The organism is Streptomyces sp. NBC_01314, assembly GCF_041435215.1.
In the GTDB taxonomy this organism is placed as follows: Bacteria; Actinomycetota; Actinomycetes; order Streptomycetales; family Streptomycetaceae; genus Streptomyces.
The window spans coordinates 883,604-903,513 of sequence record NZ_CP108394.1 but is presented as its reverse complement, the minus strand read 5'-3'; the positions used below and the strand labels follow the sequence as shown (position 1 = coordinate 903,513).

Genomic DNA, 19,910 nt, shown 5'->3' with positions numbered 1-19,910 from the left:
GCCGACTGCCCGGGCACCCACGGGCTCATCCGAGTCGCGCGAGGCGGCGCAGCAGCGGGCCGCGGCCACGGTCGGGCACGGTCCACAGCGTCTGGCCGCCCACTCCCCACCGCTCGAGCAGCGCGTTGGCGGCGAGGAACCCGCTGGTGGCCGCGCGCTCCATGAGGGCGACCGGGAGGCCGGTGCGGACCAGGTCCCCGGCCACCACCAGTCCGGGGTCGCTGGTGCGAACCGTGGGGCGGCTGTCGTACTCGCCGACCGGGAACAGCGGGCAGTCGGCCCGCCACTCGTGCCGTTCGTCCAGCACGGTCGCCTCGCGTGTCTCGGGATACACGCGGTGCAACTGCTCCAGCAGATGCTTCTGTTCGACGTCGTGGGGCGAGCGGTCGGGCAGGGCGTAGGCGTGCAGTTCCACGACGGATCCGCCGGCGCGGGCGGCCCAGCGCGCCGCCTCGCCCTCCCAGCGGTCGAGCACGCTGACGTTGTCGAGGGTGCCGTAGCCGCTGGTGCCCAGGAAGCCGGGACGGTCGGCGGCGACGGGGCGGTCCAGCCACAGGCGTGAGACCAGGAACGGCGGCGCGCCGCGCAGGGTCGCCACCCGCTCGCGCCACGCGGCGTCGGCCAGCCGCGGGGAGCGTCCGACGAGGGAGCGGAGGCCGACCGTGTCCAGGGCCAGGACGACGGTGTCGTGACGTTGTTCCTCCTGGCCGGCGGCGACGAGGAAGCCGCCGTCGGGCGTGGGCTCGATCATCTCGACCGGGGTCCCGGCGCGCAGATCGGCTCCGTGGCCGCGCAGGTAGTCCGCGAGGGGGTCCCACAGGGCGGTGGGGAAGGGTTCGACGGGTACGTCGAACAGGAGCCCTTCCGCCGAGCCGAGAAAGTAGATGTGGAACATGAGTACCATCTCGGCCGCGGACAGTTCGCGGGGGTCGGCGAAGAAGCTGCGGGAGAACACCTCGAACGCGAGGTGCTGTGCGGCCTCGGGGAAACGGATCGCGTCGAGGAAGTCGCGGGCGCTGACGTCGTCGAGACGGGTGTGGACCTCGGGGACCCGGACGTCCAGAAGGGGCAGCGCGGCGACCGGGTTGATGCGGAACAGGTCCCGCAGGCCGAAGGCAGGACTCAGGGCGACGAATCCGAGCGCGCTCCACGGCGGGGTGCGCGGGACGTGCCGGAAACTGTCGTCGAGGCCGTCGACGTGCCGTAGGGGATAGTCAGGCAGCCCCCGCATACGCGTGAGACCGGGGTCGGTGCGCCGCAGCAGTCCGCGCAGGTTGTAGTACTGGCGGAAGAACGCGTGGAAGCCGCGGCTCATGGTGACGGTGGTGCCGTCCGACAGAACGGTCGGCCAGCCGGCCAGGCGTCCGCCGAGGGTCGGCTCCCGTTCGTAGAGCGTGACCCGCGTGCCGCGTTCGGCGAGGGCCGTCGCGGCCGCCAGTCCGGCGATGCCGCCCCCGACGACGGCGGTGGTCGGGGGACGGCCGCCCGTGCAGCGCGGGGCGCCCGGGACGGCGTCCAGTCTGCGGGCCCGCCGGTCCCTGCCGGGCCTCATCGGGTCGGTGCGCCGGGGAGCCCTCATCGGCCGTCCTCGGTGGTGGCCGGTCGACGAGCGACGACCGTGTGCGTGATGCCGGTCTGCCATCCCGGCAGGGGCAGCACCCTGACGGCTTCGAAGCCGTGGGAGCGGACCCGGGCGGCGAAGGCGTCCGCGGTGTCGAACTCCACCACGCTGCGCCACAGATGGCGGTACAGGCCACCGTCGCCGAGGATGGCGGCGACGGGCAGGACCACGCCGCGGCACACCCCCGTCCACACGGCGCGGTGCGTGGCTCGGCCGCTGAGGGTGTACTCGTGCACCGCCAGGCGGCCCCGCGGCGCCAGTACGTCGCGCACCGTCGAGAGGACGGCGTCGGGATCGGTGACGTTCCGGAAGAGATAGGCCGCGAACACCGCGTCGAACGGCCCCTCCACACCGGCCTTCACCAGACGTTCGGCGGGCGCGCGCACGAAACTCACCCCGTCGCGCCAGGGTTTGCGGGCCGCCCGCTCCAGCATGCCTGCCGAGGCGTCCACCGCGGTGATCTCGGCGCCGGGGAGAACGGCGGAGAGCGCGGCGGTGGACGCGCCGGTGCCGCAGCCGAGGTCCAGGACGCGCAGGCCGGCGCCACCTCGGGGCAGGCCGAGGCGGCGCGCCGAGCGGCGCAGATGGGCGTGGTAGCCGGGGTTGGCGGCCACCAGTGTGTCGTAGCTACGAGAGGCGTGGTCGAACGCGGCGGCCAGATCCTCGTCGCGGAGCAGCGTCACGGGGTCTCCTCGGTGGGGTGCACACAGGTCTGGTGCACGGAGCTCAGGTGCATGGAAGTCAGGTGCACGAAGGTCGGGTACACGCAGGTCGGGTGTACGGGGGCGGGGTACCCGAAGGGGTCCGTGCCGGTCATGGGCGGTCGGGATCACGGTCGGGGAACGGTTGGCCGAAGGTGCGGCGTGGGGCGGGCCTGCGGGGCAGCCAGGACAGTTCCGCGGCGGAGCGGAGCATCGGCAGCACGGGCGTGTGGATGCCGAGGGCGAGGTCCTCGTGGAGGCGGGTCTCACCGTCCAGGAAGCGCAGCAGCCGCTCCATCGGGAGCCGGGAGAACAGCCGCGCGAAGAACGCGGCGCCGTCGACCCGGCCGCTGTCCAGGGCTCTCAGCAGTACCGCGTCCATCGCGCGCGAGCGGGCCTTGTGGGCGGGGGGAGGCAGCGGGTGCCGGCCGGCCCGCAGCGCGGCGGCGACTGCTCGTGTCTGCCGCTGGATCGCGGAGAAGGTGTAGCCCGTGGACGGCCGTGTGGCGCCGCCCGCCGTACCGATACGGAACACCGAAGGCCCCGACCGGCGGTCGAAGCGCGCGTCGGTCATGGGGATCACTCCGGTCTCGGTCGAGACGACCTCGAAGCCGCCGAGGCGCAGCACCTCCCCGGTGTAGTGGCGCAGCGCGGTGTCGTAGGCGTCGTGGGACAGGACGGCACCGGAGAACTCGGTGTACTCCAGGAGCGCCTGGCGGCTGTCGGTGGGCAGGACATAGCCGAAGGCGAGTCCGCCGGGCGGCTGCGGGACCCGGAAGTCCATGAACTCCACCGTGTCGCGATCGAACACCGGTTGCTCGGTGCGGACGAACCAGCCGTGGAAGTGCTGCAGGAGAGTGGTGCGGGCGGCAGGCAGGCTCCCGAGAGGCCGGGAGTCGAAGACCCAGCGGACGCGTACGGTCACGGGGACGCCCTGGCCGGTCCGGGCGTGGATCTCGGCACCCCCAACAATGTCGTTCACTGTTTCGACCGCGGCCTCCAGGCGGCGGACTTCGTCGCTTCGGGCCAGTCGGCGCGTGACGAGTTCCTCGAAGTCGTCGGAGCGGAGCATCTTGTACGTCAGGGGCGCGATGTCCTCCTCGATGATCCGGCCCTCGGGAGTACGCACCCGCAGTCGCCGCCAGGCGGCGCTCAGGGCGGTGTCATAGGGACCGGGCCCCTTCTCCCAGAAGCACCAGGTGCGGCTCGGGGGATGCAGCGGGCCGGGTGGGGCGTCCATCAGGATCACTGACAGGCGGGGGCTGTCGGGGGCGCTGAGTGACAGCCGGTGGGCGAGGGACAGCCCGGCCGCTCCCGCGCCCACGATGGCCACGTCAGCCTCCAGCACCTGCGGCTCCCTCCCCTGTCCATGCGTGCCGGCGGAATGCGCGCAGCCGTCGGCCTCTCGCCAGCTTTCCGCCCGGGGGACCGGGGCGGATGCAGGCTCGACCGGATTGTCGGCCGTGTGGGGGGTGTGGGGGAGCGGCGGCGGTGTGGATGGGGCGTGGTCGTCTCCGCGTCCCAGGGTGTCGCTCCGGCCGTGCGGCGGGAGGTGCGGGTTCGACGGTGCGGGGGACTTGGGGTGCGTGGCGCATGAGTTCCGGCTGCCCCTGGGATGCGGCGTGCAGCCTCGCATGTCGGGGAGCTCCCGCACGACGCCCGGCCCGCGAAGGGGTGAGAGGAACCGGGCGGGCAGCGGCACATTCAGCGCGGCAGGAGGGCGGCGATGCGGCAGCGTACGAGTTCTTCCTCTCCCGATCCCGCTCTTCCTCTCCCGCTCCCACGTCGTAGGTACCGCACCGCACCGCTTCGCATTGATTCCGCACCGTATTACGCCGAGTGATCCTGGACGCGTTCCTCCTGGAGGTAGCGGCTCAGCCGCTGCAGCCCGCGTCGGGCATGGCTCTTGACCGTGCCCAGCGGCCAGCCGGTGACTTCGGCGGTGCGGGCTGTGTCCGTCGCGCCATGCGGGGTGACGGGCGTGCTTCCCGGGGGCACCCGTTCCGTCCGTGTCGGGAGCGCGTCGCTCGGCTCCTGCCACTCCTCCACCTTGGGAGGACGGGCGAAGAGGGGACAACTTGCATCGTCTGTGCAGCGCTTTGCGCCGGATGGTGGCGCGCCGTCGCACGGATGGCCCCCGCCCGTGAACGGACCGCACCCTTTTCACTCGTCCGGCGCATCCGCGGGCACCTCTGCCACGGAAGGCGTTGAGGCAGGTACCGCTGTGTTTGCGACGGAAGGAACCGTGATGGGCCCGAGCGACGCGAAGGATCACCCCGCGGCTGCGTCACCGCCCGGATCCCGCGCGGCACCGCGCCGGGAGCATGCGGGCGCCGACCCGCGCCCCGGGTGCCGTAGCCCCTGCCCCGGTACGCAGCAGGAAGGCCCCTCGCATCCGCCGCCCGGCGCGGGCGAACCGCACGCCGTCGACGGTGACGTCCCTGGGGCCGTGCGACGCGTGCTGGAGGGCCTGCTGTCGGAGCGCACCGAACGCGCCGCCGCCCTCGACCCGCTGTTCGCGGAGGATATGGCCGAGCGCGTCGCGCGTTTCGCCCTGGACGGCGGCAGGCTCATGCGTCCGCGCTTCCTGTGGTGGGCCCTGCGCGCGTGCGGTGGAGGGGCCGCCGAGGCGGAGGCCGCCCTGCGCATCGGCGCCGCGCTCGAACTGATCCAGACCTGCGCGCTGGTCCACGACGACGTCATGGACGGCTCCCGGCTGCGTCGCGGACGACTCGCCCTGCACGCCGACATCGCCGCGCAGTACGCCGAGGGCATGGATCCGGCGCACGGGGCGCGCTTCGGGGAGGGAGCGGCGATCCTCGCCGGCGATCTGGCCCTGGCATGGGCGGACGACATCGTCGCGGCCACCAGGACGGCACCGGCCACCGACCGCGTCGTCCGCGAGCTGTGGAGCACCATGCGCACCGAGATGGTGGCCGGGCAGTACCTGGACATCCAGGGCCAGGCCACGTCGTCCAGATCGCCGGCCCGCGCGATCCGCGCCGCCTGCCTGAAGAGCGCCCTGTACTCGGTGGAGCGTCCACTGGCCCTCGGAGCGGCTCTGGCGGGCGCGGACGCCGCGCGGACCCAGGCCCTGTGCTCGGCGGGCCGCTGCGTCGGCATCGCCTTCCAGCTCCGGGACGACCTCGGCGACGTCTTCGGTGGCCCGCGGCACACCGGCAAACCCACCGGGGGCGACATCCGGGCGGGCAAGCCCACCTATCTGGTCGCCATGGCCCAGGCCCGCGCCGAGGCAGCCGGCGACCGGCGTGCCCTCACCCTCCTGCGGAATTCGCTCGGCGACGCCGATCTGTCGGAGAACGGTCTCGCCGAGGTCGTCGACGTCCTCGTCCGCACCGGTGCACGCGACATCGTCGAGGCGAAGATCGACCGGCTGGTCGCCCGGGGCCTGCGCCATCTGGAGTCCGCCCCGCTGGAAGCGGAGGGCCGCCTGCGACTGCGGGAGCTGCTGCACGCCACGGCCGACGGCGCGCCGACGCCACCGCCCTCCCGCGGCGCACACGCTCCCGTGGACGACACCCCGGTCTCGCCCCCGCTGGGCGCCGAAGGGGCCACCCGATGACCAGGACCGTTCCCGGGCGCACGGATCACGTCGTGGTCGTCGGTGCCGGACTCTCCGGCCTGGCGGCCGCACTGCACCTGCTCGGTGCCGGCCGCCGCGTCACCCTCGTCGAGCGTGACGCGTTGCCCGGCGGACGCGCCGGCCGCCTGGTACGCGGCGGCTACCGCATCGACACCGGCCCCACCGTGCTCACCATGCCGGAACTGGCGGACGAGGCCTTCGCGGCGGTCGGCGAGAACCTGCGCGACCGGGTCGAACTCGTCCCCCTGCACCCGGCCTACCGGGCCCTGTTCGCCGACGGCAGCAGCCTCGACGTGCACACCGACGCCGAGACCATGGAAGCGGAGGTCAAACGCTTCGCGGGTGCCGAGGAGGCCATGGGCTACCGGCGGCTGCGCGGCTGGCTGGAGCAGTTGTACCGGGCGCAGATGAGGCGCTTCATCGACACCAACTTCGACTCACCCTTCCAACTGTTCACCCCGGACCTCGCCCGGCTCGCCGCGCTGGGCGGCTTCGGGCGGCTGGACGCGCGCATCGCCCGCCACCTCCGCGACGAACGCCTGCGCCGCGTCTTCTCCTTCCAGGCGCTCTACGCCGGGGTACCGCCGGCGCGGGCGCTCGCCGCGTACGCCGTGATCGCCTACATGGACACCGTGGCCGGCGTCTACTTTCCCCGCGGCGGCATGCACGCGCTGCCGCAGGCCATGGCGGACGCCGCCGCCGAGGCGGGCGCCGACCTGCGTTTCGGGCAGGAGGTCATCCGGCTGGAGCGCTCCGGTGACCGCGTCACCGCCGTGGTCACCGCGCGGCAGCGCATCCCGTGCGACGCCGTCGTCCTCACTCCGGACCTGCCCGTGGCCTACGGCCTGCTCGGCCGCACGCCGCGTCGGCCGTCGCGGATCAGGCACTCGCCGTCGGCCGTCGTCCTGCACGCCGGCACCGACCGGACCTGGCCCGGGCTCGCGCACCACACGCTGTCCTTCGGGGCCGCATGGCGGGGCACCTTCGAGGAACTCACCCGCACCGGCAGCCTGATGAGCGATCCGTCGCTGCTGATCACCCGCCCCACCGCCACGGACCCGACTCTCGCCCCGCCCGGCCGCCACCTCCACTACATCCTCGCCCCCTGCCCGAACACCGACATCGGACCGGACGCCGCCGCGTGGGGCGACCTGGCTCCGCGCTACCGCGACAGCATCCTGCGGGAACTGGAACGGCGCGGATTCGACGGTATCGCCGACGCCGTCGAGGAACTGGCCCTGGTCACACCGGCCGACTGGCATGCCAGGGGGCACGCGGCGGGCACCCCCTTCTCGGCCGCCCACACCTTCGCGCAGACCGGCCCGTTCCGGCCACGCAACCTCGTGCGCGGCACCGCGAACGCCGTGCTCGCCGGCTGTGGCACCACACCGGGCGTAGGCGTGCCGACCGTCCTGCTGTCCGGCAAGCTCGCCGCCGCCCGGATCACCGGGCGGCACGCGGCACCCGTCCCCAGGCGCCCGCGCACCGCGCCGACCGCACCGGAAGGAACCTCCCCATGACCGCCCGCGAACTCGACGCGGCGGGCATCACCGAGCCGGCACTGCGCGACGCCTACACGCGCTGCCGCCGCCTCAACGCCAGGCACGGCAGGACCTACTTCCTCGCCACCCGGCTGCTGCCCGTGGAACGCCGCCCCGCCGTGCACGCGCTCTACGGCTTCGCCCGCTGGGCCGACGACATCGTCGACCGTCTGGACACGGGCGTGCCGCAGCACCGCCGCGCGGCGGACCTCGCCCTCCTGCACACGCGCCTGGAACGGGGCCTGCGCGACGGCGACAGCGCCGAGCCGGTCGTCCTCGCGCTCGCGGACACCGCCCGCCGGTACGCCATCGACCACCAGCACTTCAGCGACTTCATGGCGTCCATGCGCAGCGATCTGGACGTCACCGACTACCCGACCTACGAGGACCTGCGCGCCTACATGCACGGCTCCGCCGCCGTGATCGGGCTGCAGATGCTGCCGATCCTGGGAACGGTGGTCCCGCGCGAGGACGCCGCCCCGCACGCGGCCGCCCTGGGGCTCGCCTTCCAGCTGACCAACTTCCTGCGCGACGTGGGCGAGGACCTCGACCGTGGCCGCCTCTACCTGCCCGCCGACCTGCTGGGAGCGCACGGCGTGGACCGGGAGTTGCTGTCGTGGAGCCGCCGTACAGGCCTCCGCGACCGGCGGATCACCCAGGCGTTGCGGGCCTTCGAGGACCTCACCCGCGGTGTCTACCGCGAAGCCGCTCCCGGCCTCGCCATGCTCGACCCCGTGGCACGTCCCTGCATCCGCACGGCGTTCGTGCTGTACGGGGGCATCCTGGACTCCGTCGCCCACGACGGGTACGCGGTGCTGCACCGGCGTGCCGTGGTCCCCCGGCGGCGGCGTGCGGCGGTCACCGTCGACGGGCTCGTACGCCTGACGGCGGCACGGGCCGCGGTGCACGCCGGGGCACGGCGGACGGCAACGCCGACGGCGAGGGCCGCACGGCCCGCCGCCGGACATCTGCCGGACGGCGTCACCGCCTCACCGGACCCGCTGCGCGAGGAGGTCGCGTGAGCCCTCGGCGTCCCGTCCGCCGCGGACGGTATCCCCTGTCCCTGAACCGCAGCCCGGTGGCCTGGGAACGACAGCGGCCCACCTGGCACGAGGCCCGCCCGGCCGTGATCGCCCGCGCCCTCAAGCGCGCGCAGGCACGTCCGTCGGGCAACTGGTACGTCGTCGGCGCGACTCGGGACATCCGGGACGATCGTCCCCTGGCCCGAACGGTCTCCGGTCGGGAGGTGGTCGTCTGGCGCGACGCGGACGGCCGACTGGTCGCCGGCCCCGGCGTCTGCCCCCATCTGGGCGCGCCGCTGAAGGACAGCCCCGTGCGCTGCGGCACGCTCGTCTGCCACTGGCACGGACTCGCCCTGACCGGGAACTCGTTCGCGGGCTGGGAGCCCTTGCCCGCCCACGACGACGGCGTGCTGGTGTGGGTGCGGCTCGACGACGTGGGCGGCGAGCCGCCGCTCGCGGCACCGGTCGTGCCGGTGCGGCCGGCCCGTGCGGCGTCGGTGTCGGCGGTCTATGTGGGGGTCGGCACCTGCGAGCCGGAGGACGTGGTCGCCAACCGGCTCGACCCGTGGCACGGCGCCTGGCTCCACCCGTACTCCTTCGTCGACCTCACCGCGGTCGACACGCCCGCGGGGGAGGAGGACGGTTTCGTCGTCGACGTGTCCTTCAGACTCGCCGGGCGGCTCGTCGTGCCGGTGCGGGCGGTGTTCACCGCGCCCGAGCCGCGTACGGTCGTCATGCGCATCACCGAGGGCGAGGGCCTGGGTTCGGTCGTGGAGTCCCACGCGACGCCGCTCGCTCCCGACGACCGGGGCAGACCCCGGACGGCGGTGGTGGAGGCCGTCGTGGCGGCGTCGGACCGGCCCGGTTTCGCCGTGGCACGCAAGGCGGCTCCGCTGCTGCGGCCGCTCATGCGGGCTGCCGCGGGCCGACTGTGGCGCGACGACCTCGCCTACGCGGAACGGCGCTGGCACCTGCGCTCCACAGGTCGCCTGCCCTACTGACCCGCTCCGGTCCCGAGCCGGCATCGGCGTCGAACGTCCGGGCCGGAGCCCGGCGCAGACTCCGGCGACCCCAGGGCCGGTACAGCCGGGTCAGGGTCGGTTACGGCCACGTGGGCGCCGCTCAGTCGCACAGCCGCCGAGTCAGGGCCCCGCCGAGCACCTGGCCGCACCGGCCACCAGATGTGATGACCACGACGGCGCCTCGCTGGTCGGTTTGGCGGCGCTCGCGATGGACGAGGCCGCGCTTTGCCGAACGGATGCGCGCGGGCGGCCGCGGCATTCCCGCCTTCCGCCACGGCGACGCGGGCGCCGCCGCGTTCACGACGTACGTGGAGGAAACGGCGCCGGAGAGCGACCTGCGACGGGATCTGGGAGGACTGGTTGTACGGCGAGGAAAGCCCGCCGAGCGTTGGTCGTTGCGGGACATGCCGTTGGTGACACAGGCCAGTGCCGGTAGAAACCAAGGTGCCTCGACGGGATCAGTCGGGTACCGTGCGGGCCATGTCGAGTCCTGAGTCGGACGAGGTGGGGGCTTTCGGTCACGCCGTCAGCCCCCTGAGCCACTGAGCTCGTAGCCCTGTCGTCGCGCCGCATTCCGCGGTCGGGCGAGTATGCGCCTGGGGCTGGCCGCGGTGACGAGATGACCCTCTCGTGCTTCTCCTCACCTCGGAGCCACTCGATGCCTCTCCCGCTGTATCTGCTTGCCATGGCGGTCTTCGCCATGAGCACCTCGGAGTTCATGCTCGCCGGCCTGCTGCCGGACATCGCCTCAGATCTCGATGTGACAGTCGGGACAGCAGGCACGCTCACCTCGGCCTTCGCGGTCGGCATGGTCGTCGGTGCTCCCCTTGTGGCCGCGCTTGCCCGCAACTGGCCCAGGCGCTCCAGCCTTCTCTGGTTCATTCTCACCTTCGCGGCGGCTCATACGGTGGGCGCCATCACCACCAGCTTCCCGGTCCTGTTCGCCACCCGGGTCGTCGCCGCGCTCGCGAACGCGGGGTTCCTCGCCGTCGCTCTGACGGTTGCCGCCACGCTGGTCTCATCCGACAGGAAGGGACGTGCGCTGGCCGTTCTGCTGTCAGGCACGACGGTGGCCACGATCGCCGGTGTCCCAGGCGGGTCGGTACTCGGCACGGTGTTCGGCTGGCGGGCCACGTTCTGGGCCGTCGCCGCTCTCTGCCTGCCCGCGGCTCTCGGCATCCTGAAGGCGATCCCGGCGGGAGGTGCGAAGGAAGAGGCGACTGGCGGGCCAGTCCTGCGAGCGGAGCTCGCCCGGCTCACAAGGCCGCCATTGCTTCTGGTGATGCTGCTCGGCGCGCTGGTGAACGCGGCCACGTTCGGAAGCTTCACCTTCCTCGCCCCCGTCGTGACCGGCACCGCCGGGCTGAGCGAACTGTGGATCTCTGTCGTTCTGGTGCTTTTCGGCGTCGGTTCCTTCACCGGGGTCGCCGTCGCCGGCCGGCTGTCCGACCAGCGTCCCGGCCTGGTCATCGCGGTCGGCGGTCCGCTGCTGCTCATCGGCTGGCCGGCCCTTGCGGTGCTCGCCGACGAGCCGGTCGCCCTGCTCGCCCTCGTGTTCGTGCAGGGCGCCCTGTCGTTCGCGCTGGGCAGCACCCTGATCACACGGGTCCTCTACGAGGCCGCGGAAGCGCCCACCATGGCCGGGTCCTACGCGACGGCGGCACTCAACGTCGGCGCCGCCGTCGGCCCGCTCATCGCCGCGACCACCCTGAGCACCGCGGTCGGGAACCTGGGGCCGCTGTGGGCGAGCGGGCTCCTGGTCACGATCACCCTGCTCATCGCGTTCCCCTTCCGTACCGTGGTCGCGGCCGGCCCAAGCGCTGAAGTGCTCCGGTGAGGCAGGCGAACACCCCCTGAACATCGCCCCCTCGAAACATTGAGGGACGCCGAAGGTTCATGGCGCATCGAACGCCGCCGCAGCCGTCCGATCGCCCACGTGGCCGCCGAGGCCGGCGTCTCCCGCGCCCGCCTGTCCACGTGGAAGAACCGCTACGACCAGTACGGCGAGGCCGGCTGCGAGACCCCTCAAGCGTCCCGCAGCCCGGCCGCACCGACCCGGACCCCGCCCGACGTCTTCGAACGGACCGAGCGACTGCGGTGGGACAACAGGTGGTCAACAGGTGGTCAACAGGTGGTCAACAGGTGGTCCGCCCGCGCGACCGTGCTCGAACTCGCGAACGGGGCATGCGGATCAGCGAACGCACCGTGGCTGGTGGCCGGCGCCCCTGGGCGATCGACCGCCGCCGGTTCCTCGACCCGACGGATCCACCAACCGGCGCCCGCACTGGAGGCGTACGTGGTCGTCCGCCCCGGCACCACCGGTGCGACCGAACCGGCCCCGGAACCGCAGCGGTGGGTCACGCAGGTCTGGCCGAGGCGTGAGTGGAGGAGGTCCTGCGGCGCGAGCCGCCGGTGACCACCTGGCGCCGGGTGACCGCGCAGGCAACTCGGCCGGGCTGGGCGCAACTGCCGGCCGAGGAACCGTTGTTGCTGGTGCTCAAGGGCGGCGGATCCGATCCGGAGGCGTTCCGGAGCCGGAACGGATGTGTCCGAACGGGCCAATGCCCGCCGGCATCTCGCCTTCGGCGCCGGCAGCCCCGAGGGCGGCAACACACGCCCTCCCGGACATCCGGCCTGCGACCGGGGCGGCGGAACCACCCGGGCGGGACCTGGGCCAGGACTCATCTCCGATCCGCTGGTGGCCCGGCGCGGCGTGCTCGGCACCCTCAGCCTGTACCGCACGGTCAACGACCGCCGTTTCGACGATCAGGACTGGCCCCTCGTCTCGGAACACCCGTCCCGGCGTGGACGGATGCCGTCGAGGAGGATGTCGAGGTAGCGCCTCCAGTCGATGACGCCGGCCAGTACGACCTGGGCGAGACCGATGTAGAGCGGTGACATGTCGGCCGCGGTGAGGTCCGGGCGGACCGAGCCCTCTGCCTGGGCGCGCCTGAGCACCGTTTCGGTGAGTTCGTTGAGCTCGGCGATCGCCCGCTCGTCGAACTTGTTGCCGCCGACCATGACGGTGACGGTCTCGATGTGGCCGCGGTCCAGTTCCTGCATCGTGGCGCAGTACTCGAAGGAGCGGACGATGCCGTTCCAAGGATCGGGGTCGGGTAGCACCTCGGTGCGCAGGAACAGCACGACCTGCTGGAAGCGATGCTCCACGATCGCCTGCGCCAGGGACTCCTTGGTCGGGAAGTGCCGGTAGACCGTTCCGACTCCCACCCCCGCGCGCCGGGCGATGTCGCTCATCTGCGCGTCGTGTCCGGTTTCGGCGAAGGCGATGCGCGCCGCCTCAAGCACCTTGAGTCGATTGCGGGCGGCGTCCGCGCGAAGCCTTCCGCCTTCGGGCCGGCCGGGTGCGGCAGGGGTGTGGGTGGTGTTTGACAAGGGGAACCGCGCCTCCGTATCGTCCATGCGGAATCGGACGTCCGATTCCGTTTTCTAGTTTACCTCACCCTCAGGAGCGGACTCCCCCCATGGCCACGCCCTCCGAACGACCGTTATCTCCCGACCCCTTGCGGTGGAAGGCACTGGCGATCCTGGCCGCCGCGCAGCTGATGGTGGTCCTGGACGCCTCGATCGTGAACGTCGCCCTGCCATCGGTCCAGCGGGATCTGCACTTCAGCGATTCCAACGTCCAGTGGATCGTCAACGCCTATGCCCTAGCCTTCGGAGGGTTTCTGCTGCTCGGCGGCAGGATCGCCGACCTGTTCGGGCGCCGCCGGGTCTTCGTCACCGGTCTCGCCCTCTTCTCCGTGGCCTCTCTCGTGGGCGGTTTGGCCCCGACGGCCGGCTGGCTCATCGCCGCGCGGGTCGGGCAAGGCCTCGGTGCCGCGATCATCGCTCCGGCCGCGCTCTCGATCGTCACGACGACGTTCACGGAGGGCGCCGAACGCAACAAGGCCCTCGGCATCTGGGGCGCCCTCGCCGGAGCGGGCGGGGCGATCGGTGTCCTGCTCGGCGGTGTGCTCACCGAATGGGCGGGCTGGGAATGGGTGATGTTCGTCAACGTACCGATCGGTGTGGCCGCCGCCTTCCTCGCGCCGAAGTTCGTCCGGGAGAGCCGGGCCCATGAACGGACGAGCCTGGACATCGCCGGTGCCGCACTGGTCACCGTCGGCCTCAGCGTCCTCGTCTACGCCCTCGTCGACGCGGAACAGGCGGGATGGGGCTCGACCAGGACCATCGGCATGCTCGTCCTGTCCGCCGTGTTGCTCGGCGCGTTCGTCCTGGTGGAACTGCGCTTCGTCGCCCATCCTGTGATGCCGCTGAGGATCTTCGGCAACCGCAATGTCTCCAGCGCCAACGGCGTCTCCCTGCTCGTGGGCGCCGCGCTGCTCTCGATGTTCTTCTTCATCTCCCTCTACCTCCAAGTGGTCCTGGGTTTCTCCGCGTTGGAGGCCGGGCTGTCCTACCTCCCCTTCTCGGCCGCGTCCATCATCGCTGCAGGTGTCGCTTCCCAACTGGTGACGAGGACGGGCCCGAAGCCGGTCCTTCTCGGAGGGCTGGCGCTGACCACGGTGGGTCTGCTGCTGTTCACCCGGATCACACCGGACGGTACGTTCGTCGGTGATGTACTGCTGCCGTCGGTGGTCACGGCCCTGGGGCTGGGCTTCTCGTTCGTACCGGTCACGATCGTCGCCGTGTCCGGTGTGACCCCGCAGGAGTCGGGACTGGCCTCGGGGCTCATCAACACCACCCAGCAGATCGGCGGTGCCCTCGGACTGGCGGTGCTCTCCTCGGTCGCCAACTCCCGTATCTCGGAGCTGATGGCGGGCCGCCGTCCCGACGAGGCCGCCGTGGCGAGCGCCACCACCGAGGGCTTCCGGCTGGCCTTCGCCGTGGGCGCGGGCTTCGCCCTGCTCGGGTTACTGATCACGCTCCTCGCGGTCCCCGGGTCGGACCGCTCGGCGAGCGACGACGTTCCGGCTCCGGCTGTCATGTGACCAGCGTGAAGTGTCGGCCTCCGGGGCGGGGTCGCGGCCGCGGAGGCCGAACCCGGGTGCCGGGCCACCGAGTTCGAGATTGCTGTGCTGACGCGGTTCGCGATGCTCTGGCCTGCTCGGTCTGTCGCCCCGGGGTATCGAGGCCGATGCCCCGCCGGCATCCGGAACTCGGGCCAGAACCTGGTTTTTTGTGGTGTCCTTGTGCCATGTTCCAGCCGTGGAAACGATTATCGTGTCGGTGCTTTCTGGTGGAGGATTCGAACTTCGAGAGAACCTCCTTGATCCGTAGTCCGCCGCCGACCGCCCGCGGTGCGGCTCAGGAACCGAGACGCCGACCGGCGGAATCGACCGTCAGCCGACCGCATTCGGTACGACACGATCCCCTTGTCCTCTCCGATCCCTGCGCAAGCCTCAGCCCGCGGGCGGAGGATGCCCCACGCGGCGGCGGTCGGCGATCCGTAGCCCCACCCCCGTCCTCCGTCGTCCCGGCGCGTCGCGACCGCACCCGTACGCGCATTCCTGAAAGGACCAGCAGGGATGTCCTCCTTATTCACGTCCTCGGAAGAAGACCGCTCGATCACCGCCCGGACCATGCGCATCCTCATGGCGTTCGACCGAGGCAACTCGACGCTCACGGCGAACGAACTGTGCAGGCGCTCGGGGCTGCCGGTCGCGACCACCTACCGCCTGATGACGAAGCTGGTGGCCTTGGGCGCGCTGGAGCGCCGGGGCGGGGGCGAGTACTGCATCGGCCTGCGGCTGTGGGAGGCGGTGTCCGGGGCGCCTCTCGCCAATCTCCGCCACGCGGCCCTGCCCCACATGCTCAGGCTGTCCGTCCGTACCCGTGCCGCCGTGCTGCTGGGCATGCGGGACGCCGACGAGATAGTGCTGCTGGAGGTGTTGCCCGGCCAGGTGCACATCGCCGCACTCCCCGGTCCCGGCGACCGGATACCGCTGGGCGGCTGCGGCATGGGACTGCTCCTGCCGGCCCAGGCCCAGAACCCGGAGGCGCGCACCCTCATCGCCGAGCCCGTCGAGCGTGCCTGGCCGGACAACATCGTGGAACGCGCGGAGCGCACCGGGCACATCGTGGTCGAGGGCAAGCTGAACCCGGGGGTCACCGAGGTCGTCGCCGCCATCCGGGGTACGAACGGGCGCCCCCTCGCGGCACTGGGTGTGGCCGGTGAGATGGGTCGCGCCCACGTCCCCGGCGCGGTACACGCGGTGATGGGCGCCGCCGACGCCCTGTCGTACAAAAGTTACTGAGTATTCACTTCGTGGCGCCTCTGCCAAGGAGGTGCCACGTACTTCACCAGCCGTAAGCGTCCTTTCTTCCCCGCTGGGCTCGGCTTTAATCGCAGGGCCGTGTATTGACTGCTGGGAGATGTCGCAATCCGAATGGCATATGCAAGGTGGCTCATTTCATTCCCAGCCACTGAGAAGATGCGTTGCCTTCATAACTTTTCTATGAAGACTGTGTCTGCATCGGCCGGGGAGCGTCTCGGCCGTCCGCCCGGAGCTAGCGACAGAAACGTGCACCATGGGCCGCCTGACCAGCGGACTCACTCATTTCCGCAGCATCCTCCCGGATGGGTGCGGGCACGCCTGTCTCGTTCCAGCGAGAATAGGGGCTGTCTTGCCTTCATCCGCTGTTTCCGCCCGCATCGTTGCGCACTGCCTCGGCTCTTTCTCCTTGAGTGTGGAGGGGCGCCGGATCATTCGGTGGCGAGCCGGCAAAGCACGAGACCTCTTCCTGTATCTCCTCGTCAACCGTGGCCGTACGGTCGACCGTGACGAACTCCACGAAGCCCTGTGGCCCGAGAAGGTCAGATCACCGCAGTCGAGTTCCATACGGGTGGCCAAGCACGCGGTCGACCAAATTCTCAGAGGCGCGGACACCGGGGACGCCGAATGCCCGGCGGCCGAAATCGTCTCCCAGAACGGCGGATACACCCTGCGAGCCCATGACCTGTGGCTTGACATCGAGGAGTTCGAGAGGCTCTGCGGCGAGGGGCGGCGGGCCGCCGCCTGCAACGACAGGTCCACCGCGCTCGACCGGTTCCACCGCGCCCAGCAGCTGTACAGCGGGGACTTCATGCACGGGCAGAACGCCGAGTGGGTCCGAGAGCAGCAGGAGTGGGCGCGGTCCCTGGTCCTGGCGGCACTCGGCCACCTGCTGGAGGACGCGCTGTGCCGGGAGGACGTGTCCGAGGCGATCACCCTGTGCCGCCGGACCCTGCAGGTGGATCCCTACCAGGAGAACGTCTACCGAACACTGATCCAACTCCACGGCGAGCTGGGCCAGTTGGGCCAAGCCAGGGCCTGGTACGACCAGTGCTGCCGTCGGCTGTCCGAGGAGCTCGACGTGGGTATCACCGAAGACACCCGCCGCGCTTTCGAGCGAATGATGCGCACGGGGGCGTGTTCCCCGCCTCATGAGGTCCGCCTGCCCACCACGACCGTACGCCCAGCTGCTGTGGCCGCAGCCAAGGGGGCTGGGCTGCAGTCGGCCACCGTCCGCATAACGGCCTCGTAACGCCTCCTGATTAAGGTTTCAAGCATGCGCTCGGCCAGGAAGGTTGGTGGCTCCATGCTGGAGACGGAACGAGACATCGGATCCCTCACCGGGAAACGAGTCAGAGGCCCCGGCGACAGCGCAGCCCCCCTCGTCGTCGGCATCGGCGGCACAATCCGTCCCTCGTCCTCAACGGAGCTCGCGGTCGGGGCGGCACTCTCGGCCGCCCGGGCGGCCGGGGCCAGGACGCTCCTCTTCGGCGCCGCCGATCTGCAACTGCCGCTCTTCTCCCCGGCGGAAACGCGGCGGACACCGGAGGCACGGGCACTGATCGACGCGATCAAGCGGGCGGACGGACTGGTGATCGGCACTCCTGCCTACCACGGCGGCGTGTCGGGCCTCGTCAAGAACGCCCTCGACTACATCGAGGACCTCCGCGAGGACTCCCGCCCCTACCTGCACGGCCGCGCGGTCGGCTGTGTGGTCACCGCCCGCGGCCCGCAGGCCGCCTCGGCCCTCTCAGGCCTCCGCGCCGTCGTGCACGCGCTGCGGGGCTGGCCCACTCCGCTCGGCGTCACGGTCAACACCGAGACGACTTCGCTCGCGCCCGACGGGAACAGTACCGACCCGCGCGTCACGGCCCAACTGGCCACGATGGGCGGTCAGGTCGTCGACTTCCTACGAGTGCGCGCCGCCGCGTACTGACGCGCGAAGGCGCGCCACCGCCGTCGTTCACACCCCCCTCCCTCTCCCTTCACTCCCCCCTCCCTCACCGCGAGCCGTCCGCGTCGCCGTGCCCCGGCACGCGGCGGCTTGGCGAGTCCTGCCCGTCTGCCCTGACGTCATTCATCCGGTCTCCCGCTGAGAGACCCGAAACGGAGAACCCCATGGAAGGCATCACCGAGCTCACACAGGCCGACCCCACGCAGACCGACACGGCGACGACCGCCGAGTCCCCCGCAGCCCCCGAGGGCGAGGTCACGGTCGTCACGGCGGACACCGAGGACGACACCGAGCTCGAAGGTCTCGACAACCTCGACGACCTCGACGACGTGGACTTCGACCTCGACGAGGTCGAGAACAAGATCGCTCCCCTGGCCCTCGCCGCGAACGTGTCCGCCCGATGGTGAACGCGGCGGGTTCGAGCACCGCTCACGGGAACGTCGTCCGAGTCGATGTGAACACAGGGCCCGCAGCCTCCTACTCCGGGCTTCGGGAGAGCCTGGAGGCGCTGCGTTCCGAGGGCGCGTCCTTCGGCGACCTGCCCGTCCGTCACGCGTCCGAGTGGGCCGAGCTGTTCCCCGCACAGGCCTCGCCCGGCACGACACCGCTGGAGGAGATCGCCCTCGCTCCCTCCGAGCGCCGGCTGCACCGCGAGAGCGAGCAGGTGTACCGCGTGCTGTCGGTGGCCGCCGCCGCCCTGTGCGCTGCGACCGCCGAACTCGGCCGGCCGCTGCTCGTCAGCGGTGTCGGCGGGACGGACCTCTCCTCGCTGCGCGGCTTCATGCGGGCCGTGGAGCACGCGCGGGTCGCACCCGGTGCCGCTCTCCTGCTCGACGCTCCGGAAGCGGTGCGCACCCCGGTTGTCGGTCATGCCGACTACGACCGGGAACGACTGCGCTGCCTGCGCCGGATGGGATTGCCCCTCGCCGACGGGGACTTGCCGCCCGGCCTGCCGGACCGGCCCGCCACTCCGTTCGTGCCGGTCTCGGAGGAGGGCCGGCTCTATCTGAGGGCTCGGGACGAGCAGAGTTCCGCCGTGGACCGGGTGGCTGCCGCCCTGGCGTACAGCCGCGAGGCGTTCTTCTCCGCGAACTGGGAGGGCATGGCGGTCGTCGCCGACGAGGCGGTCCGGCTGCTGTCCGGCATTCCCGAGGCGAAGATCCCCGAACTGCTCGGGAAGGCCGAGCGGGAGGGCGAACTCGTCCACGCCATCGAGTTCGAGACCGCGATCCTGCGCGGTCCGTCCGATGTCAGAGGATTCCTGCTGAAGGTGCTCGGCATCCAGGCCGGATTCCGCGGGGACCAGGACAGCGCCCTCGCGTTCTTCCGCGCCATGCGGGAGGACGCGCCCGGCCTCTCCCCGGAGATCCGAGCCCAGTCCCATCTCTACTCGGCGCTGACCCTCTCCAAGCGCAAGCAGCGGCTGGCCGAGGCGGTCGCGGAGGTCGAACAGGGCTTCGCGGCGGTCGAGGAACGTCCCGACGAGGCCGAGAGCGTGCGCCGCGAGCGGGGGTGGCTGCACAACCTGCGCGGGCTCACTCTGTTCGCCGAGCGACGTCTGGGCGCCGCGTTCGAGCACGAGAAGCAGGCGCTGGCCTGCATGGCCGGCCTGACCGACGCCAGCTCCGCACATCTGCGGATCAACCTCTACTCGAACATCAGCGTGCTCCAGGAGAAGGCCGGCAAGCACAGCTCGGCCCTGCAGACGTGGGAGAAGTTCAAGCAGGCCACCGGGGCCTCGAACGCCGGGTTCGCCAAGCACCACGCCTACCGCAGCGCCGGGCTGCGACTGCTGGTCGGGGAACGCGACGCGGCTCTCGCCGACCTCGACACCACACTGTTCAACGCCCACGGGCTGGACGACCTCTTCCACGAGACCGAGGTACGGCTGGAACTGGGCACGCTGCACGCCTCGGCCGGTGACCGCGAGGCCGCCGACGAGCAGTACGCGCGGGCCGAGGCGACAGCCGTCCAGCTCGGTGACCCCTACCGGATCGCACAGGCGCAGGCCGGACGGTTCCTGGCGACGGGTTCGGCAGCCGCTGCCCGGTCCGCGGAGGAACACGCCGCGCTGAGCCTCACCCGTCCCGGTGACGCGGACACGCTCGCCAAGGCCGTCAGAGAGGGGACCGAGCCGGCCGGGCTGCTGCCCATGCCCCGCACCAAGCTCAACCGTCCCTTCGACCTGATCAACTTTCAGGACTGAGCC

The 19,910-nt window shown here is 71.6% G+C and carries 17 protein-coding genes and 1 pseudogene; 12 read left to right on the top strand and 6 right to left on the bottom strand.

What is annotated here, in order from left to right; translation table 11 throughout:
- Positions 1–25: 25 nt before the first annotated feature.
- The 5 genes and pseudogenes from OG622_RS04100 to OG622_RS04080 form a co-directional block, all read right to left on the bottom strand.
- Positions 26–1,579 carry an FAD-dependent oxidoreductase gene (locus tag OG622_RS04100; RefSeq protein ID WP_371573366.1) on the bottom strand — a complete coding sequence of 518 codons (1,554 nt, stop codon included), beginning with the start codon at positions 1,577–1,579 and terminating at the stop codon, positions 26–28.
- Positions 1,576–2,304 (bottom strand): methyltransferase domain-containing protein, encoded by a 729-nt coding sequence (locus OG622_RS04095; protein ID WP_371573364.1) that lies wholly within the window; start codon positions 2,302–2,304, stop codon positions 1,576–1,578. The genes OG622_RS04100 and OG622_RS04095 overlap by 4 nt, the downstream gene beginning before the upstream one ends.
- Positions 2,301–2,438: a hypothetical protein gene (locus OG622_RS04090; protein ID WP_371573362.1), complete on the bottom strand. Its 138-nt coding sequence runs from the start codon at positions 2,436–2,438 to the stop codon at positions 2,301–2,303. The genes OG622_RS04095 and OG622_RS04090 overlap by 4 nt, the downstream gene beginning before the upstream one ends.
- Entirely contained in the window at positions 2,435–3,670 is a 1,236-nt protein-coding gene (locus OG622_RS04085; protein ID WP_371573360.1) for a lycopene cyclase family protein, read from the bottom strand. The genes OG622_RS04090 and OG622_RS04085 overlap by 4 nt, the downstream gene beginning before the upstream one ends.
- Before the next feature lie 482 nt (positions 3,671–4,152).
- Positions 4,153–4,263 (bottom strand): annotated as a pseudogene (locus tag OG622_RS04080) (RNA polymerase subunit sigma-24); the annotation flags it as partial.
- 307 nt (positions 4,264–4,570) lie between these two features.
- Between OG622_RS04080 and OG622_RS04075 the strand changes: the two are divergent.
- The 6 genes from OG622_RS04075 to OG622_RS04050 all read left to right on the top strand — a co-directional run bounded on the left by OG622_RS04075 (position 4,571) and on the right by OG622_RS04050 (position 11,927).
- A complete protein-coding gene (locus OG622_RS04075; RefSeq protein ID WP_371573358.1) occupies positions 4,571–5,905 on the top strand; it encodes a polyprenyl synthetase family protein in 1,335 nt (444 codons plus the stop codon).
- Complete coding sequence (gene crtI, locus OG622_RS04070; RefSeq protein WP_371573357.1) at positions 5,902–7,446, top strand: phytoene desaturase family protein; 1,545 nt, start codon at positions 5,902–5,904, stop codon at positions 7,444–7,446. Before OG622_RS04075 ends, crtI begins: the two co-directional genes overlap by 4 nt.
- The gene (locus tag OG622_RS04065) at positions 7,443–8,489 is read left to right on the top strand and encodes a phytoene/squalene synthase family protein (protein ID WP_371573355.1); all 1,047 of its coding nucleotides are present in this window, start codon (positions 7,443–7,445) and stop codon (positions 8,487–8,489) included. The genes crtI and OG622_RS04065 overlap by 4 nt, the downstream gene beginning before the upstream one ends.
- A complete protein-coding gene (locus tag OG622_RS04060) occupies positions 8,486–9,490 on the top strand; it encodes a DUF5914 domain-containing protein (protein ID WP_371573353.1) in 1,005 nt (334 codons plus the stop codon). The genes OG622_RS04065 and OG622_RS04060 overlap by 4 nt, the downstream gene beginning before the upstream one ends.
- Positions 9,491–10,169: 679 nt before the next feature.
- Positions 10,170–11,348: a Cmx/CmrA family chloramphenicol efflux MFS transporter gene (locus OG622_RS04055; protein ID WP_371573352.1), complete on the top strand. Its 1,179-nt coding sequence runs from the start codon at positions 10,170–10,172 to the stop codon at positions 11,346–11,348.
- 39 nt (positions 11,349–11,387) lie between these two features.
- Positions 11,388–11,927 (top strand): helix-turn-helix domain-containing protein, encoded by a 540-nt coding sequence (locus OG622_RS04050; RefSeq protein WP_371573350.1) that lies wholly within the window; start codon positions 11,388–11,390, stop codon positions 11,925–11,927.
- A gap of 350 nt (positions 11,928–12,277) precedes the next feature.
- On the opposite strand, the gene OG622_RS04045 is transcribed toward OG622_RS04050, so the two are convergent.
- Positions 12,278–12,904, bottom strand: a complete 627-nt coding sequence (locus OG622_RS04045) for a TetR/AcrR family transcriptional regulator (RefSeq protein WP_371573348.1) — start codon at positions 12,902–12,904, stop codon at positions 12,278–12,280.
- A gap of 89 nt (positions 12,905–12,993) precedes the next feature.
- On the opposite strand from OG622_RS04045, the gene OG622_RS04040 reads away from it, so the two are divergent.
- The 6 genes from OG622_RS04040 to OG622_RS04015 all read left to right on the top strand — a co-directional run bounded on the left by OG622_RS04040 (position 12,994) and on the right by OG622_RS04015 (position 19,907).
- The gene (locus OG622_RS04040) at positions 12,994–14,463 is read left to right on the top strand and encodes an MFS transporter (protein ID WP_371573345.1); all 1,470 of its coding nucleotides are present in this window, start codon (positions 12,994–12,996) and stop codon (positions 14,461–14,463) included.
- A 537-nt stretch (positions 14,464–15,000) separates the two neighbouring features.
- A complete protein-coding gene (locus OG622_RS04035; RefSeq protein ID WP_371573343.1) occupies positions 15,001–15,729 on the top strand; it encodes an IclR family transcriptional regulator in 729 nt (242 codons plus the stop codon).
- 433 nt (positions 15,730–16,162) lie between these two features.
- Complete coding sequence (locus OG622_RS04030; RefSeq protein WP_371583993.1) at positions 16,163–16,999, top strand: BTAD domain-containing putative transcriptional regulator; 837 nt, start codon at positions 16,163–16,165, stop codon at positions 16,997–16,999.
- Between the two features lie 24 nt (positions 17,000–17,023).
- Entirely contained in the window at positions 17,024–17,683 is a 660-nt protein-coding gene (locus OG622_RS04025) for an NADPH-dependent FMN reductase (RefSeq protein WP_371573342.1), read from the top strand.
- A gap of 182 nt (positions 17,684–17,865) precedes the next feature.
- Entirely contained in the window at positions 17,866–18,108 is a 243-nt protein-coding gene (locus tag OG622_RS04020) for an ammosamide/lymphostin RiPP family protein (RefSeq protein ID WP_371573339.1), read from the top strand.
- A 47-nt stretch (positions 18,109–18,155) separates the two neighbouring features.
- Positions 18,156–19,907, top strand: a complete 1,752-nt coding sequence (locus OG622_RS04015; protein ID WP_371573338.1) for a hypothetical protein — start codon at positions 18,156–18,158, stop codon at positions 19,905–19,907.
- Positions 19,908–19,910 lie beyond the last annotated feature (3 nt).

What these genes read in the sequence shown, in the direction of transcription:
- OG622_RS04100 (WP_371573366.1), bottom strand. Translation starts at nt 1,579, where the DNA reads ATGAGGGCTCCCCGGCGCACCGACCCGATGAGGCCCGGCAGGGACCGG.
- OG622_RS04090 (WP_371573362.1), bottom strand. Translation starts at nt 2,438, where the DNA reads ATGACCGGCACGGACCCCTTCGGGTACCCCGCCCCCGTACACCCGACC.
- OG622_RS04075 (WP_371573358.1), top strand. Translation starts at nt 4,571, where the DNA reads ATGGGCCCGAGCGACGCGAAGGATCACCCCGCGGCTGCGTCACCGCCC.
- crtI (WP_371573357.1), top strand. Translation starts at nt 5,902, where the DNA reads ATGACCAGGACCGTTCCCGGGCGCACGGATCACGTCGTGGTCGTCGGT.
- OG622_RS04065 (WP_371573355.1), top strand. Translation starts at nt 7,443, where the DNA reads ATGACCGCCCGCGAACTCGACGCGGCGGGCATCACCGAGCCGGCACTG.
- OG622_RS04055 (WP_371573352.1), top strand. Translation starts at nt 10,170, where the DNA reads ATGCCTCTCCCGCTGTATCTGCTTGCCATGGCGGTCTTCGCCATGAGC.
- OG622_RS04040 (WP_371573345.1), top strand. Translation starts at nt 12,994, where the DNA reads ATGGCCACGCCCTCCGAACGACCGTTATCTCCCGACCCCTTGCGGTGG.
- OG622_RS04035 (WP_371573343.1), top strand. Translation starts at nt 15,001, where the DNA reads ATGTCCTCCTTATTCACGTCCTCGGAAGAAGACCGCTCGATCACCGCC.
- OG622_RS04025 (WP_371573342.1), top strand. Translation starts at nt 17,024, where the DNA reads ATGCGCTCGGCCAGGAAGGTTGGTGGCTCCATGCTGGAGACGGAACGA.
- OG622_RS04020 (WP_371573339.1), top strand. Translation starts at nt 17,866, where the DNA reads ATGGAAGGCATCACCGAGCTCACACAGGCCGACCCCACGCAGACCGAC.